This is a genomic window from Streptomyces sp. NPDC058145, assembly GCF_042884245.1.
GTDB lineage: Bacteria > Actinomycetota > Actinomycetes > Streptomycetales > Streptomycetaceae > Streptomyces.
Window position 1 is genome coordinate 346884 of sequence record NZ_JBHVUH010000007.1, and the last position, 13358, is coordinate 360241.

Here is a 13358-nt window from a genome sequence, read left to right on the forward strand (position 1 = left end):
ATCCTTGCACATCCTTTTCTTCGTCGTGGCAGGCGTGTCCGCGTCACCGCTCGCCCGCCAGGTCGACCTCGGTGCGGCTGAACCCGGGAGCGGCCGACGGCTCTTGGGGCCGGCGCCGGAGGTGGGCGACGGGCGCCGAGGCGGATCGCCACCACGCGTCGGCGGGCAGCTTTCCGGCGGGCTCGAAGGGCTCGCCGGGCCGGGGCAGGGCCACCGCCTGGCCAGCCTCCTCGGCGGCCTCCTTGGTCCACTCACCGGGTTCGGCCCAGGGGTGCGGGGCGAGGTTGAAGGTGCCCCAGTGGATCGGGAGCAGCACGCCGTGCGGGGTGCCGCCCTGCAGGTCGAGGTGGGCGCGCAGACCCTCCTCGGGAGTCATGTGGATGTCGGGCCAGAACTCGCTGTACGCGCCGATCTGGATCATCGTGACGTCGAACGGGCCGTGGGAGGCGCCGATTTCCCTGAAGCCCTCGAAGTAGCCGGTGTCACCGCTGTGGTAGACCCGGTGCTCCTCACCGGCGACGGACCAGGACGCCCACAGGGTGTGCTGGGTGTTGCGCAGGCCGCGGCCGCAGAAGTGGCGGGCCGGGGTGGCGGTCAGGGTCAGGCCGCGGACCTTGGTGGACTCGTGCCAGTCGAGTTCGCGCAGCCGGTCCGCCGAGACGCCCCAGTGCTCCAGGTGCGCCCCGACTCCCAGCGGCACCGCGAACACGGTGTCCGTACCGGCCAGCGTCTTGATCGTGGGCATGTCCAGGTGGTCGTAGTGGTCGTGCGAGACGACCACCACGTCGACCGGGCCGAGCGCGGCCAGCGGCAGCGGCACCGGGTGCAGCCGCCTGGGCCCGACGAAGGGGAACGGGGAGCAGCGCTCGCCCCAGACGGGGTCGAACAGGACGCGGTGACCGTCGATCTCCACGAGCACGCCGGAGTGGCCCATCCAGGTCACGCGCAGCCCCGTCGTGGGCGGCTTGGCCAGGTCGGCGAGGGTGGTGGCGTGCACCGGGACGGTGCCGACCGGGGAGCGCAGGGGCCGGGTGTCCTTGTCCAGGAACACCTTGGCGAGGTCGAGCGTGGAGCCGGAGGGCCGGGTACGGGCGGTGCCGCCCGGGTTCTGGAAGACGCCGTCCTTGAAGTGCGGGGAACGGCGGATCCGGGCGAGGCGCTCACCGCGCGGCTGCGCGCCGAAGGCCTCGGGCTGCAGTGCGCTGAGCCCGGAGCTCTTGGAACGCCAACCGGTCACGGGTTACCTCCAGTGAAGTCGCTGAGGTCCTCCATTATGGTCGGCCCCTCCGACAGCGCGGCGCCGCCCGCTCCATCGTCCCGCCCCACCGGCATCCGTGGCGGCCCGCACGGCACTTTGACAGCGGCCCGGCGGCTGCGGATACTGACCGGCTGTTCAGTATCCGTCCTCCGGGAGCCCCCATGACCGCCACCCCTCTCCTGTCGCTCGTGTGGACCGACCATGTCACCGGACGGCAGGGTTTCCTGGTCGTCGACCGGCTGGTGCGGGGCGTGGCCAGCGGCGGGCTGCGCATGCGCGCCGGCTGCACGCTGGAGGAGGTCACCGGGCTCGCGCGCGGCATGACGATGAAGGAGGCACTGCACTACGACCCGGAGGCCCGTTACGTCCCCCTCGGCGGCGCCAAGGGCGGCATCGACTGCGATCCGCGGGACCCGGCGGCCTACGGGCTGCTCGTGCGCTATCTGCGCGCGATGCGGCCGTACATCGAGAGCTGCTGGACCACCGGCGAGGATCTGGGCCTCAGCCAGGACCTGGTGGACCGGGCCGCAGCCGAGGCGGGCCTGGTCTCCCCCGTCCAGGCCGTGTTCCCGCTGCTGGACGACGAGCCGGCGGCCCGCGCGCGGCTCGCGGACGCCTTCGCGGTGCGGGTGGACGGCATCGGACTGGACGAGCTGGCGGGCGGCTGCGGGGTCGCCGAGTCGGTGCTGGCGGCCCTGGACCGGGCCTCGGTGCCGTACCGGGGCACCCGGGTGGCCGTGCAGGGGCTGGGCACGATGGGCGGCGCCACGGCGCGTTTCCTCACGCGCGCGGGTCTGACGGTGGTGGCGGTGGCCGATGTCAAGGGGACCGTCGCCAACCCGGACGGCCTCGACGTGGAGGCACTGCTGGCGGCGCGGGACGCCTACGGCACGCTCGACCGCTCCGCGCTGCGCCCGGCCGACCGTGAGCTGCCCGGTGACGCCTGGCTGTCGGCGGACGCGGAGGTGCTGGTGCCGGCGGCGGTGTCGTACGCGGTCGACACCGCCGGGCAGGAGCGGATCACCGCCCGCTGGATCGTCGAGGCCGCCAACATGCCCGTACTGCCGGAGGCGGAGCGGCTGCTGGCCGCGCGCGGGGTGACGGTGCTGCCGGACGTGGTGGTCAACTCCGCCACCAACGCCTGGTGGTGGTGGACGCTGTTCGGCGACATCGGCCCGGACGCCGACGAGGCGTTCGCCCACATCCGCCGCTCGATGCGCGCCCTGACCGGGACGGTGCTGGACCGCGCACGGGCCGACGGGACGACTCCGCGCGCCGCCGCCCACGCCCTGGTGTCGGACCGGCTGCCGGTGATCGCCGGGCGTTTCGGCTGGTACCGCTGACCCCGGTGGGAGCCGCGGCCGTCGGGGCCCTGGGGCGGTGTCCGGCGGACGGACTAGGGTGACCGCGTGGCGAGAGTGCGGTTGAGCGTGGCCGAGCGGCGTGAGGAGATGCTGCGGGCCGCCATCGGGCAGATCGAGGCGCGGGGCGTGGCGGCGGTCAGGATCGCCGATGTGGCCTCGGCGCTCGGGGTGAGCAACGCGCTGGTGCTGTACCACTTCTCGACGAAGGAGAAGCTGGTCGCCGCCGCCTTCGCCTACGCGGCCGAGGACGATCTCGCGCGTCTGCGCGCGCTGCTGGACCGGCGGACCTCCGCACTGCGCCGGCTGCGGGCAGCCGTGCGCTGGTACGCGCCCACGGGCCAGGCCAAGGGCTGGCGGCTGTGGATCGAGGGCTGGGCGGTGTCGCTGCGCGAGCCGGCCCTGCGGGCGGTCACCCGGGACCTCGACCAGCAGTGGAAGGCGGCGATCACCGAGGTCATCGCCGAGGGCGTGGCGGCGGGCGAGTTCACCTGCCCCGACCCCGCGAGCACGGCCCTGCGGCTCACCGCCCTGCTCGACGGCCTGGCCGTACAGCTGACGTCCTACCCGGGCGCGGTGCCACGCGCTCGCGCGCAGAAGTGGGTGAACGACGCCCTGGCCACGGAACTGGGCCTGCAGCAGGTGGAGTCGACCGGCCGCGAGCGCTGAACCGGTCCGGACCGGTGCGCCGGCCCGGACCGGGACTCGAGGCAGGCACCGGGCCGACCGGGGCCGGAAACGTCTTCCCGCGCGGGACGCGCCCGCCGGGCCGCCCCGGAGGGCGACGCCGGGCCGCCCCGGACGGACACGCGGTCCGCCCCGGCCGGGCACCCCGTACCGCTGAGTCGCGGTACGGGGCACGGTCACGCCGCGCGTCCTGGTCAGGCGACCGACGCGATGCGCATCTTGATGTCGTTCGGCGACAGGGCGCCCTTCGCCATGACGTGGTCCCCGGAGGACTCGCCGCGCAGTCGGCGGCCGATCCACGGGACGAGGTACTCGCGGGCCCAGTGGACGTCGTCCCGGCGGATCTCCAGGGTGCCCCGGGGCGGGAGCGGCGGCCAGGCCTGCTCCGGGTCGGCCGGGATCTCGAGGCCGAGCGCCTGACCGGCGCGCAGCGCCACGCGCGTGTGCCCCTCGGGCGAGAGGTGCAGCCGGTCGTTGTCCCAGGCCCTGCGGTCCTGGACGGACCTCAGGGACCACAGGTCGAGCACGGGGCAGCCGTACCGGTCGGCGATGGCGCGGACGTGCCCGTTGTAGGTGGCGATCTTGCCGCGCAGGTGCTTGAGCACCGGCACGCCCCGGGTGTCGAAGCCGGTCGTCACCATCACCGTGCCAGCGGCCGCCGCGAGGGGGGCGATGGCCCGCTCGAAGCGCTCGGCCACCTCGTCGGGGTCGGTGCCGGGCCGGATGATGTCGTTGCCGCCCGCACAGAAGGAGACGAGGTCCGGGGCCAGTTCGACGGCCTTCGGGAGCTGATGCTCGATGATCTGGTCGAGCAGCTTCCCGCGGACCGCGAGGTTGGTGTACTTGAAGTCGCCCTCGGGCCGCCGGTCGGCGAGCAGGACCGCGAACCGGTCGGCCCAGCCCACGAACGCCCCGTCGGGCCCGGGGTCGCCGACGCCCTCGGTGAAGCTGTCCCCCACCGCCACGTACGACCCGATCACTGATGTGTTGTCACTCTTCGAATCGTCTGCCACGTCGGACCATGATTCACCTTCGGATGTGGCCTACGCGACCGTAGGCCGGGGTTGACGAGCGGTGAGATGAGACACCCTTAAAGAATTTGCCAACCCAGGAATACGGCCGGTACGGGGACCGTCCGGACACACCGAAGGCCGGACCCGGGGATCGGGGGTCCGGCCTTCGGAGGCGTGTCAGGCAGGTGGTCGTGAGGAGCGCGTCCCTCGGCGCCGGTGGCTCAGAGGGCGACGCCGTGCGAGCGGAGGTAGGCGACCGGGTCCACGTCCGAGCCGTAGTCGGGCGTGGTGCGGATCTCGAAGTGCAGGTGCGGGCCGGTCACGTTGCCGGTCGCGCCGGACAGGCCGACCTGCTGGCCGGCCGTCACCGTCTGACCGGCCGTCACCGAGAGCTGGGAGAGGTGGGCGTACTGGGCGTAGTAGCCGTCGTTCAGCTTGATGACGACCTGGTTGCCGTACGCGCCGCCCCAGCCGGCGGAGACGACGGTGCCGGCCCCGACGGCCTTGAGGGAGGTGCCGGTGGGGACGACGAAGTCGACGCCGGTGTGGTAGCCGCTGGACCACATGCTGCCCGCCACGTGGTAGGCGGTGCCGACGGTGGGGGCGGCGACCGGGAGGGTGTAGCCGGTGGCGGGGGCCGCCTGGGCGGCCTGGGTGGCGGGGGCCGCCTGGGTGGCCTGGGTGGCCCGGGCCACCGGAGACGCCTGGGTGGCCGGGGCGGTCTTCGCCGGGGCCGCCGCCCGGGCGTCCGAAGGCTGCGCGGACCGCGAGGCCCGCGAGGGAGTGGGGGACTCGGCGCGGGTCGGCGCGGCGGCCTTCTTGCCGAGCGACAGCTTCAGACCCGGGTGGATCAGCGCCGGATTCTCGCCGACGGCCTGCCGGTTGTCCGCGTAGAGCCGGTGCCAGCCACCGCTCACGTGCTGCTGGCCGGCGATCTTCGCGAGGCAGTCGCCGGACTTCACCGTGTAGGTGCGGACGCCGGAGGCCTTCTGCGCGGCGGCCTTCCCGGCCGCCGCCCTCTCCACGGACTGCACGGCCTTTCCGGAGACAGGCTGCGCGGTGGCGGCGTGCGCTCCGGTGGCACCCAGCAGGGGCAGGGCCAGTGCGGCGCCCCCGGTTCCGGCGACGGCGATGGAACGGGTGAAACGCTGAGACTTGGGACGGCGGTGCTTACCCTTCGCGGGCATGACGCATTCCTCTCCGGCGCCTGCGAGGTGAGCTGTCGGGTTCGGGCTGGAGCTGCCCGGCCGCACGGTGCGTGCGCGGCTGCACCCCGAGCCTGTCGCGGAGACCGGGATAGGCAGTCGTACCTGGTGGGTCCCCCGCTCCTGCCGTACACGGGTCATGTGTGTGGGGCTCCGGGCGGCGGCAGGATTCGGCGTTCCGTCCGGATTGGTGGCGAACGTAAGCGAGCGGGACGCAAGGAAACAAGCGGCCGATTCCCGGCGTTCACGTGCCAGAAGATCGAAATGGGAAATCCACGGTCACCGTGCGTGAATTCCCACCCGCGCCGTCAATTCAATTTCCCGCCCCCGTTCGGGAATTAGGTGGACATGACGAACAGCGGACGGTCACGATTATGACGCTCCTCACGCACCACTCCCCCAGGCACCTTTACTCCGCGTCGAGTTGGAATGAAAGTGCTAATTGGGACAGAAGGATCAGATACGACACAGGCGGAGAATTGCCGCATCCAGGTCGCCGCACAGCCCGGTCGGCAGTCCGTGGTGCAGTAGAACGGCACCCCGGTGCACTTCGCCCGTTTCACGGCATTCGTACGATGCTGTCGGGTCGAGTCCGCGCAGCCGTACGCGCGGTACCGGCTCTCCGTAGCTCTGCGTCCGGAGGCAGGCCAGGACCACCGTCTCCGCCCCGAGTACGTACTGGACGGCGCTCAGGCCGCCCGTCGGAGGCCGCAGGCGGTACAGCTCGCCGCGCTGGACGAGCGGTCTGATCTCCTTGTAGAGGGCCACCCACTCCCGGGCCTCGGCAAGCTCCTCCTCGGTCCACTCGGTGAGGTCGCCACCGACCCCGAGCACGCCCGCCATGGCGCTGACGAACCGGAAGCGCAGCGAGCTTGCCCTGCCGTTGAGCTGGGTGTTCGGGCTGTCGGTGACCCAGGCGGCCATCACGCGCGCGGGATGGATCTGGCTGAAGCCGTGCTGGATGGCGAGCCGGTCGAGCGGGTCGGTGTTGTCGGAGGTCCACACCTGGTCGGTGCGGCTCAGCACCCCGAGGTCGATCCGGCCGCCGCCGCCCGAGCAGGACTCGAAGGCGACCCGGGGGTGGGCGGCGCGCAGCCGGTCGAGCAGGGCGTACAGGGCGCGGACGTGGTCGACCCACAGGCGCTGCGGATACGGCTCACCCGGCCAGCCCGCGTCGGTGAAGCAGCGGTTGAAGTCCCACTTCACGTAGTCGATCGGGGCACCGGACAGCAGGGTGTCCAGCCGCTCCCACAGATACTCCTGGACGTCCTCCCGGGCGAGATTGAGAACGAGCTGGTTGCGCAGTTCCGTCCGCCTGCGGCCAGGCTGGTACTGCACCCAGTCGGGGTGGGCGCGGTACAGGTCGCTGTCCGGGTTGACCATCTCGGGCTCGACCCAGATACCGAACCGCATGCCGAGGCCGCGCACCTGGTCCGCCAGGGGCTTCAGGCCGTGCGGGAACCGGTCGGGGTTGGGGGTCCAGTCGCCGAGTCCGGCCCGGTCGCTGGTGCGGGCGCCGAACCAGCCGTCGTCGACGACGAACAGCTCGACGCCGATGCCGGCCGCCCGCCGGGCGAGCGCCGCCTGCTGCTCCTCGGAGATGTCGAAGAACGTCGCCTCCCAGGAGTTGAACAGCACCGGCCGGTCCCGCTCGGCGTCCGGGATCACATGCGCGCGCTGGTAGGCGTGCCAGGTCCGGCTGGCCCCGCCGAAGCCGCCGTCGCTCCACAGACCCGCGAAGACGGGGGTGGTGTACGACTCCCCCGGCCCCAGGAGCAGCAGGCCCGAGTCGTCGTGGCCGGCCCCGCCGGTGATCTGCACGCGCGCGTCCGGGAGTTGGGCGACGGCGATCCGCCACGAGCCGGACCAGCCGAGCGCGCAGCCGTAGACCTCGCCGCGTTCCTCGGTGGCGTCGGTGTCGAGGGCGACCCAGGGCAGGTACTGGTGGCCGGTGTGGCCGCGGCGGCTGCCGATGACCTTCTCGCCGTGGGTGAGCGGCGCACGGGTGAGCAGGGACTCGGCGGCCCAGCGGCCGTGCAGCTGGGACAGTTGCCAGCCGTCGCGGTCGGGCAGCGTCCAGGTGGCGGCGTCGGCGCGCAGCAGCTCCACGCGCCCGCGCCCGCCGTTCTCCAGGGTGACCCGGCGCTCCACGACGTCGCCGCGCATCCGGTAGTGCAGGGTGATCGCCAGTCCGTCGTCGTCGAAGCGCAGCCGCAGCTCCGCGCCGTCGGGGCCGCCTTCGGTGCCGGCTCCCAGTTCGTACGACACGAAGCGCCATTCGGTGCCGCGCCGCTCGTCGGTGCGCACGCAGAGGGCGGGACGGACGAAGCGGGGGCCGCCCTCGACGGGGTACTCCTCGCGGCCGTCGAGCGGGGACTCGAAGGGCCGGTAGGCGGGCAGTGGGCTCCGGGCCAGGGCCTCGGCGTCGGCGAGCGCGATGCGGGGCCCCCAGTGGAGGTGGAGCAGTTCGTGCGCCTCGCTCAGGTGCAGGGCGTAGCTGCTGGTGGGCCCCGACAGGAGCCAGGTGCGTCCGTTCTCGGCGATGTCCACCATCGAGACCTCACAGGTGTCAACAGATCCGCGCAGGTGCGCACATCATCGGGGCCGGTGCGCTCCGGTGGCAACGCCTGTGGACAACTCGTTGCCCGAGGTGATCGATGTCGTATCGTCGACGGAGCGCCCGCCGGCGAGCCGAGCCGACGGGGTCCGACCGGGAGGAGCCCCCGTGACGCAGCAGGTCCCGTCGACCGAGCCCGAGCTGGCCGGAGTGCGCAATTTCCGTGACGTGGGCGGACTGCCGACCGTGGACGGCCGGCGGGTGCGCCCGGGGGTGCTGTTCCGCAGCGGCCACCTCGCGCACGCGACGGAGAAGGACGCGGCCTTCCTCGGCTCCCTGGGCCTGCACACGGTGTTCGACTTCCGCAACGCGGCCGACCAGAAGCTGGAGGGCCCGGACGTCGATCTGCCGGGCGTGCGGAACGTGAACCTGCCGTTGAGCGACCCGGCGGACGGCGCCGAGTTCTGGAAGATGGTCCGCAACGGCGACCTCGACCAGCTGCGCGACATCCTCGCGGACGGCAAGGCCGCCGCCCGGATGGTCACCTCGTACCGGACGATCGTCACCGAGCGCACCGCCGAGCACTCCCGGGTGCTGCACTCGCTGGCCGAGGACAGCGTCCCCGCGCTGATGCACTGCGCCGCGGGCAAGGACCGGGCGGGCATCTCCATAGCGGTGACCCTGCTCGCCGTGGGCGTGGAGCGCGACGCGATCGTCGCCGACTACCTGGAGTCCAACGCCAAGCACCGCCGCTACAAGGTGCGCCGCAACGGCAGCCCCGACACCGCGTACACCCCCGAGGTGATGGAGCTGCTCAGCCCGCTCTTCGACGCGCGCGCGGAGTACCTGCAGGCGGCGTTCGGGAGCATCGAGGCGACGTGGGGCGGGGTCGAGGCCTACCTCGAGCAGGGCCTCGGGGTCACCTCGCGGACCCGTGAGCGGCTGCGGGAGCGCCTGGTCGACTGACGCCCGTCAGCTCTTGGCGCCCACCGCGAAGAGCAGGTAGAGGAACGCGGCGAACAGGTGGCCCACGGCGATGTAGATGATCAGCCGGATCCAGAGGGAGCGGGGGAACTTCTCCTCGAAGTCGCTCATGGCAGCTCTCCAGTCAGGGGGCCCAGGCACAGCGCGGCCGTGGGGCTCTGCAACAGGGTGTGGACGAACAGCAGCTCCACGCCGTCCCGGTCCTCGGCGGCCAGGCGGTGCGGGGTGAGGGAGTCGAAGTGCGCGCTGTCGCCGGGGGCGAGCAGGTGCGTGGTGTCACCGAGGCGCAGCCGGAGACGTCCCTTCAGGACGTGCAGCCACTCCTCGCCGGGATGGACGCGCACGATGTCGCCCTGGGCGCCGTACGGCACCCGGACGCGCAGCGCCTGCATGCCCCGTCCGGACGCGCCGGCCTGGAAGTAGGTCCAGCCGCCCGCGTGGGTGGGCTCCATGTCGGCGGCGCGCACGATGGCGTCCCGGTCGGCGACCCGCTCGCCCAGCAGTTCGGAGACGGTCGTACCGTAGGTACGGGCGAGCGCGAGCAGCATCGGCAGCGAGGGCTGGCGCCCGCCGGTCTCCAGCCGGGAGAGGTGGGCGGGCGAGAGCCCGGCGGAGCGGGCCGCGGCCTCCAGGGTGAGACCGGCGCGCCGGCGCAGGGCACGGAGCTGCGGCGCCACGGCGGGCAGGTCGCCGCCCTCGCCCGCCGGTGGCGAGGCTTCTGAGGCGTTCATGCCTCCATTGAGCCGCAGGTTTGCCTCTGCGGCAAATTTATTGCCTCAGAGGCAAATCTGCCCGGTCGGCGGCCTCAGCGGTTGCCCACCGCCTGCTTGATCAGCGTCTTCCCGAAGTCCCACATCAGTCCGCCGCCGTTGTGCGCGTCGTCCATGACGGCGGTGAAGGCGGCGACGAACCGGTCCACGTCGGCCTCGTCGATGATCAGCGGCGGGATGAGCTTGATCACCTCCAGGTGGTCGCCGGAGACCTGCGTGAGGATGTGGTGGCGCTGCAGCAGCGGGACGACGACCATCTGCGCGAACAGGCCCTTGCGGGCGGCCTGCAGCATGGTCCAGCGGCCGCGCAGCTTCAGCGAGGAGGGCCGCCCGAACTCGATGCCGATCATCAGGCCCCGGCCGCGCACGTCCGCGAGCAGCTCGTACCGGTCGATCAGCGCGCTGAGCCGCGACTTGAGCAGCTCGCCGGTGGCGCGCACCCCGGCGACGATCTGCTCGTTCTCCATGACCGAGAGCACGGCGAGCCCGGCAGCCATGGCCTGGGCGTTGGAGCCGAAGCTGGCCGAGTGGACCAGGACGCGGTCCATGGACGAGTACACCTTCCTGAAGATCCACTCCTTGCCCAGGGTGGCGCCGACCGGTACATAGCCGCCGGACAGCGCCTTGGCCACGCACACCAGGTCCGGCTCCACGCCCTCCTCGTGCTGGTAGGCGTAGAAGTCGCCGGTGCGGCCGAGGCCGGTCTGCACCTCGTCGGCGATCAGCAGCGCCTTGTGCCGGTGCAGCAGTTCCTGGGCGGCGCGCAGATAGCCGGGCGGTGCCTCGTGCACGCCCTTGCCCTGGATGGGCTCGACGATCAGGGCGGCCACGTCGCCCTTCTTCAGCTCCCTGGCGAGGGCGTCGAGGTCGCCGAGGGGTACGGCGGTGTCGGGCAGCAGCGGGGCGAAGCCGTCACGGAAGCCGGCCTCGCCGTTGACCGACAGGGAGCCGGTGGTCAGGCCGTGGAAAGCGTGGTCGCAGTACAGGACGCGGGGTCTTCCGGTGGCGTACCGGGCGAACTTCAGGGCGGTCTCCACCGCCTCCGTGCCGCTGTTGCCGAAGAACACCCGGTCCAGGTGCGGGCTGTGGGCGAGCAGCCGCTCCGCGAGCAGGCCCGGCAGCGGCTGGCAGTCGAAGCGGGTGAGGTCGGCGAGGCCGAGGTCCAGGACCTCGTGCAGCGCCTTGCGGACGACCGGGTGGTGACGGCCGAGGCCCATCACACCGAACCCGGCGAGCATGTCCAGGTGGTCGGTGCCGTCCGCGTCGAAGAAGTGGGCGCCTTCGGCCCGCTCGTAGACCCGGTCGAAGCCGATGGTGTGCAGCATGCGCGGGAGCTGCGGGTTGAGGTGCTTGGCGTGCAGCTCGTAGCGTTCGGCTCCGCGCTCGGCGAGGAGGGCGCCGAGGTCGAACTCCGTGCTCATTCACTCTCCTTGGCTGTGCCGTCGACGGGCGTGACGGCCGGGGCCTGTCGCGAGGGTCCCGTCGTTCGCCCGGAGGGCGGGCCGGGCGGCGTCAGGTGCGTGCTCTGGGGGTCCCCCGGCCGGAGGCTGGGGGAGTGCCGGGCCACGGCCCTCGTACCGGGCGTACTCGGGTCGGGGCCCGGTGCGGCGAGAGTGCGTCCATGGCGTCGTCCGGCAGGGGGGACGTTCGCGGCAGGCCCCAGTCCGGCGCTGATGCGTCCGGCGATCTCCACGGGCGTGAGGCAGATGTCGGCCAGTACTTCGCCGCGCTTGGCATGCGCGAGGAACTGATCCGGGATGCCGAACCGCCGTACCGGCACGTCCACGTCCGCGTCGCCGAAGGCCAGGGCCACGGCCGAACCGACGCCGGCCGCACGGCTGTTGTCCTCCACGACGGCGACCAGGCGGTGTCCGGCGGCCAGGTCCGGCAGGGCGGGGTCGACGGGCTTGACCCAGCGGGGGTCCACGACCGTGCAGCCGACGCCCCGGGCCGCGAGCAGCTCGGCGGCCTGGAGGCACACCGGCGCCATCACGCCGACGGCCACCAGCAGTACCTCGGAGTGTTCGTCGCGGTGCAGGACGTCCATGCCGCCCACCTGGCCGACCGCCGGGATGTCCGGGCCGACCGACTCCTTCGGGAAGCGGACCAGGGTGGGCGCGTCGTCCACGGCGACCGCCTCGCGAAGCTGGGCGCGCAGTTGTCCGGGGTCGCGCGGGGCGGCGATCCTCAGGCCGGGCACGACCTGGAGGACGGACATGTCCCACATGCCGTTGTGCGACGCCCCGTCCACCCCGGTGACGCCGGCCCGGTCCAGCACGAAGGTGACCCCGCAGCGGTGCAGGGCCACGTCCATCAGCAACTGGTCGAAGGCGCGGTTCAGGAAGGTGGCGTAGACGGCGACGACGGGGTGGAGTCCGCCGGTCGCGAGTCCGGCCGCCGAGACGGCCGCGTGCTGTTCGGCGATGCCCACGTCCCACACCCGGTCGGGGAACCGCTCGGCGAAGCGGCCGAGGCCCACCGGGTGCAGCATGGCGGCCGTGATCGCGACGACGTCCTCGCGCTCCTCGCCGATCCGGACGATCTCGTCGCCGAACACCGAGGTCCAGGACGGCCCGCCGGCCGGCGCGAGGGGCGCGCAGGTGAGCGGGTCCATCACGCCGACGGTGTGGAAGTGGTCCTCCTCGTGGGCGAGGGCGGGTTCGTAGCCGCGGCCCTTCTCCGTGAGGCAGTGGACCAGGACGGGCCCGTGGAAGCGTTTCGCGCGGCGCAGCGCCGACTCGACGGCGCCGATGTCGTGCCCGTCGATCGGGCCGACGTACTTCAGCCCCAGGTCCTCGAACATGCCCTGCGGGGCGAAGGCGTCCTTGAAGCCCTTCTTCGCGCCGTGCAGGGACTCGTAGATCGTGTTGCCCACCACCGGAGTGCGCAGCAGCACCTCCTTGCCCCACGCGAGGGCCTTCTCGTACCCGTCGGTGGTACGCAGGGTGGCGAGGTGGTTGGCGAGGCCGCCGATGGTCGGGGCGTAGGAGCGCTCGTTGTCGTTGACGACGACGATCAGCGGCCGGTCCCTGGCGGCCGCGATGTTGTTCAGTGCCTCCCAGGCCATGCCGCCGGTCAGCGCGCCGTCGCCGATGACCGCGACCACATGACCCTTCTCCCCCCGCACCTGGTTGGCCTTGGCGAGGCCGTCCGCCCAGCCCAGCGCGGTGGAGGCATGGCTGTTCTCGATGACGTCGTGCTCGGACTCCTCGCGGGAGGGGTAGCCGGACAGGCCGCCCTTGCCGCGCAGCTTGGAGAAATCCTGACGTCCCGTCAGCAGCTTGTGCACATAGCTCTGGTGGCCGGTGTCCCACAGGATGCGGTCGACCGGTGACTCGAAGACCCGGTGGAGCGCGATGGAGAGTTCCACCACCCCCAGGTTGGGCCCGAGGTGACCGCCGGTTCGCGACACCGCGTGCACCAGGAACTCACGTATCTCTTCGGACAGTTCGCCGAGTTCCGCCTCGGACAGCGCCTTCAGGTCGCGTGGTTGCCGGATGGTCTCCAGGATCGTCACGCTGGG

At 72.4% G+C, this 13358-nt stretch carries 11 protein-coding genes and 1 riboswitch; of the genes, 3 read left to right on the top strand and 8 right to left on the bottom strand.

The window, feature by feature from the left end; all coding sequences use genetic code 11:
* Positions 1–43 precede the first annotated feature (43 nt).
* Positions 44–1237, bottom strand: coding sequence for an MBL fold metallo-hydrolase (locus ACFVVO_RS18445; RefSeq protein WP_390056101.1), 1194 nt, complete (start codon positions 1235–1237; stop codon positions 44–46).
* A gap of 182 nt (positions 1238–1419) precedes the next feature.
* On the opposite strand from ACFVVO_RS18445, the gene ACFVVO_RS18450 reads away from it, so the two are divergent.
* Together ACFVVO_RS18450 and ACFVVO_RS18455 are read left to right on the top strand one after the other, a co-directional pair.
* Positions 1420–2601 (top strand): Glu/Leu/Phe/Val dehydrogenase dimerization domain-containing protein, encoded by a 1182-nt coding sequence (locus tag ACFVVO_RS18450; RefSeq protein WP_390056103.1) that lies wholly within the window; start codon positions 1420–1422, stop codon positions 2599–2601.
* A gap of 66 nt (positions 2602–2667) precedes the next feature.
* Positions 2668–3288, top strand: coding sequence for a TetR/AcrR family transcriptional regulator (locus ACFVVO_RS18455; protein WP_390056104.1), 621 nt, complete (start codon positions 2668–2670; stop codon positions 3286–3288).
* Positions 3289–3500: 212 nt separating this feature from the next.
* On the opposite strand, the gene ACFVVO_RS18460 is transcribed toward ACFVVO_RS18455, so the two are convergent.
* The 3 genes from ACFVVO_RS18460 to ACFVVO_RS18470 form a co-directional block, all read right to left on the bottom strand.
* A complete protein-coding gene (locus tag ACFVVO_RS18460) occupies positions 3501–4286 on the bottom strand; it encodes an SGNH/GDSL hydrolase family protein (protein WP_390056266.1) in 786 nt (261 codons plus the stop codon).
* A gap of 254 nt (positions 4287–4540) precedes the next feature.
* The gene (locus tag ACFVVO_RS18465; RefSeq protein WP_390056106.1) at positions 4541–5506 is read right to left on the bottom strand and encodes a peptidoglycan DD-metalloendopeptidase family protein; all 966 of its coding nucleotides are present in this window, start codon (positions 5504–5506) and stop codon (positions 4541–4543) included.
* 4 nt (positions 5507–5510) lie between these two features.
* Positions 5511–5672: riboswitch (cyclic di-AMP (ydaO/yuaA leader) on the bottom strand.
* Between the two features lie 308 nt (positions 5673–5980).
* Positions 5981–8077, bottom strand: a complete 2097-nt coding sequence (locus ACFVVO_RS18470) for an alpha-galactosidase (RefSeq protein ID WP_390056107.1) — start codon at positions 8075–8077, stop codon at positions 5981–5983.
* Positions 8078–8249: 172 nt separating this feature from the next.
* On the opposite strand from ACFVVO_RS18470, the gene ACFVVO_RS18475 reads away from it, so the two are divergent.
* A complete protein-coding gene (locus ACFVVO_RS18475) occupies positions 8250–9047 on the top strand; it encodes a tyrosine-protein phosphatase (RefSeq protein WP_390056109.1) in 798 nt (265 codons plus the stop codon).
* A 6-nt stretch (positions 9048–9053) separates the two neighbouring features.
* On the opposite strand, the gene ACFVVO_RS18480 is transcribed toward ACFVVO_RS18475, so the two are convergent.
* The 4 genes from ACFVVO_RS18480 to dxs form a co-directional block, all read right to left on the bottom strand.
* A complete protein-coding gene (locus tag ACFVVO_RS18480; protein ID WP_190019420.1) occupies positions 9054–9176 on the bottom strand; it encodes a DUF6126 family protein in 123 nt (40 codons plus the stop codon).
* On the bottom strand, positions 9173–9796 hold the full coding sequence (locus ACFVVO_RS18485) for a helix-turn-helix domain-containing protein (RefSeq protein WP_390056111.1): 624 nt from the start codon (positions 9794–9796) through the stop codon (positions 9173–9175). The genes ACFVVO_RS18480 and ACFVVO_RS18485 overlap by 4 nt, the downstream gene beginning before the upstream one ends.
* A 74-nt stretch (positions 9797–9870) precedes the next feature.
* Positions 9871–11256: an aspartate aminotransferase family protein gene (locus ACFVVO_RS18490; protein ID WP_390056112.1), complete on the bottom strand. Its 1386-nt coding sequence runs from the start codon at positions 11254–11256 to the stop codon at positions 9871–9873.
* Complete coding sequence (gene dxs / locus ACFVVO_RS18495) at positions 11253–13352, bottom strand: 1-deoxy-D-xylulose-5-phosphate synthase (RefSeq protein WP_390056113.1); 2100 nt, start codon at positions 13350–13352, stop codon at positions 11253–11255. Before dxs ends, ACFVVO_RS18490 begins: the two co-directional genes overlap by 4 nt.
* Between the last annotated feature and the right edge of the window lie 6 nt (positions 13353–13358).

Bases quoted from the DNA above. Each gene is read 5' to 3' on its own strand.
- ACFVVO_RS18450 (WP_390056103.1), top strand. From the start codon at position 1,420: ATGACCGCCACCCCTCTCCTGTCGCTCGTGTGGACCGACCATGTCACC.
- ACFVVO_RS18465 (WP_390056106.1), bottom strand. From the start codon at position 5,506: ATGCCCGCGAAGGGTAAGCACCGCCGTCCCAAGTCTCAGCGTTTCACC.
- ACFVVO_RS18470 (WP_390056107.1), bottom strand. From the start codon at position 8,077: ATGGTGGACATCGCCGAGAACGGACGCACCTGGCTCCTGTCGGGGCCC.
- ACFVVO_RS18480 (WP_190019420.1), bottom strand. From the start codon at position 9,176: ATGAGCGACTTCGAGGAGAAGTTCCCCCGCTCCCTCTGGATCCGGCTG.
- ACFVVO_RS18485 (WP_390056111.1), bottom strand. From the start codon at position 9,796: ATGAACGCCTCAGAAGCCTCGCCACCGGCGGGCGAGGGCGGCGACCTG.
- ACFVVO_RS18490 (WP_390056112.1), bottom strand. From the start codon at position 11,256: ATGAGCACGGAGTTCGACCTCGGCGCCCTCCTCGCCGAGCGCGGAGCC.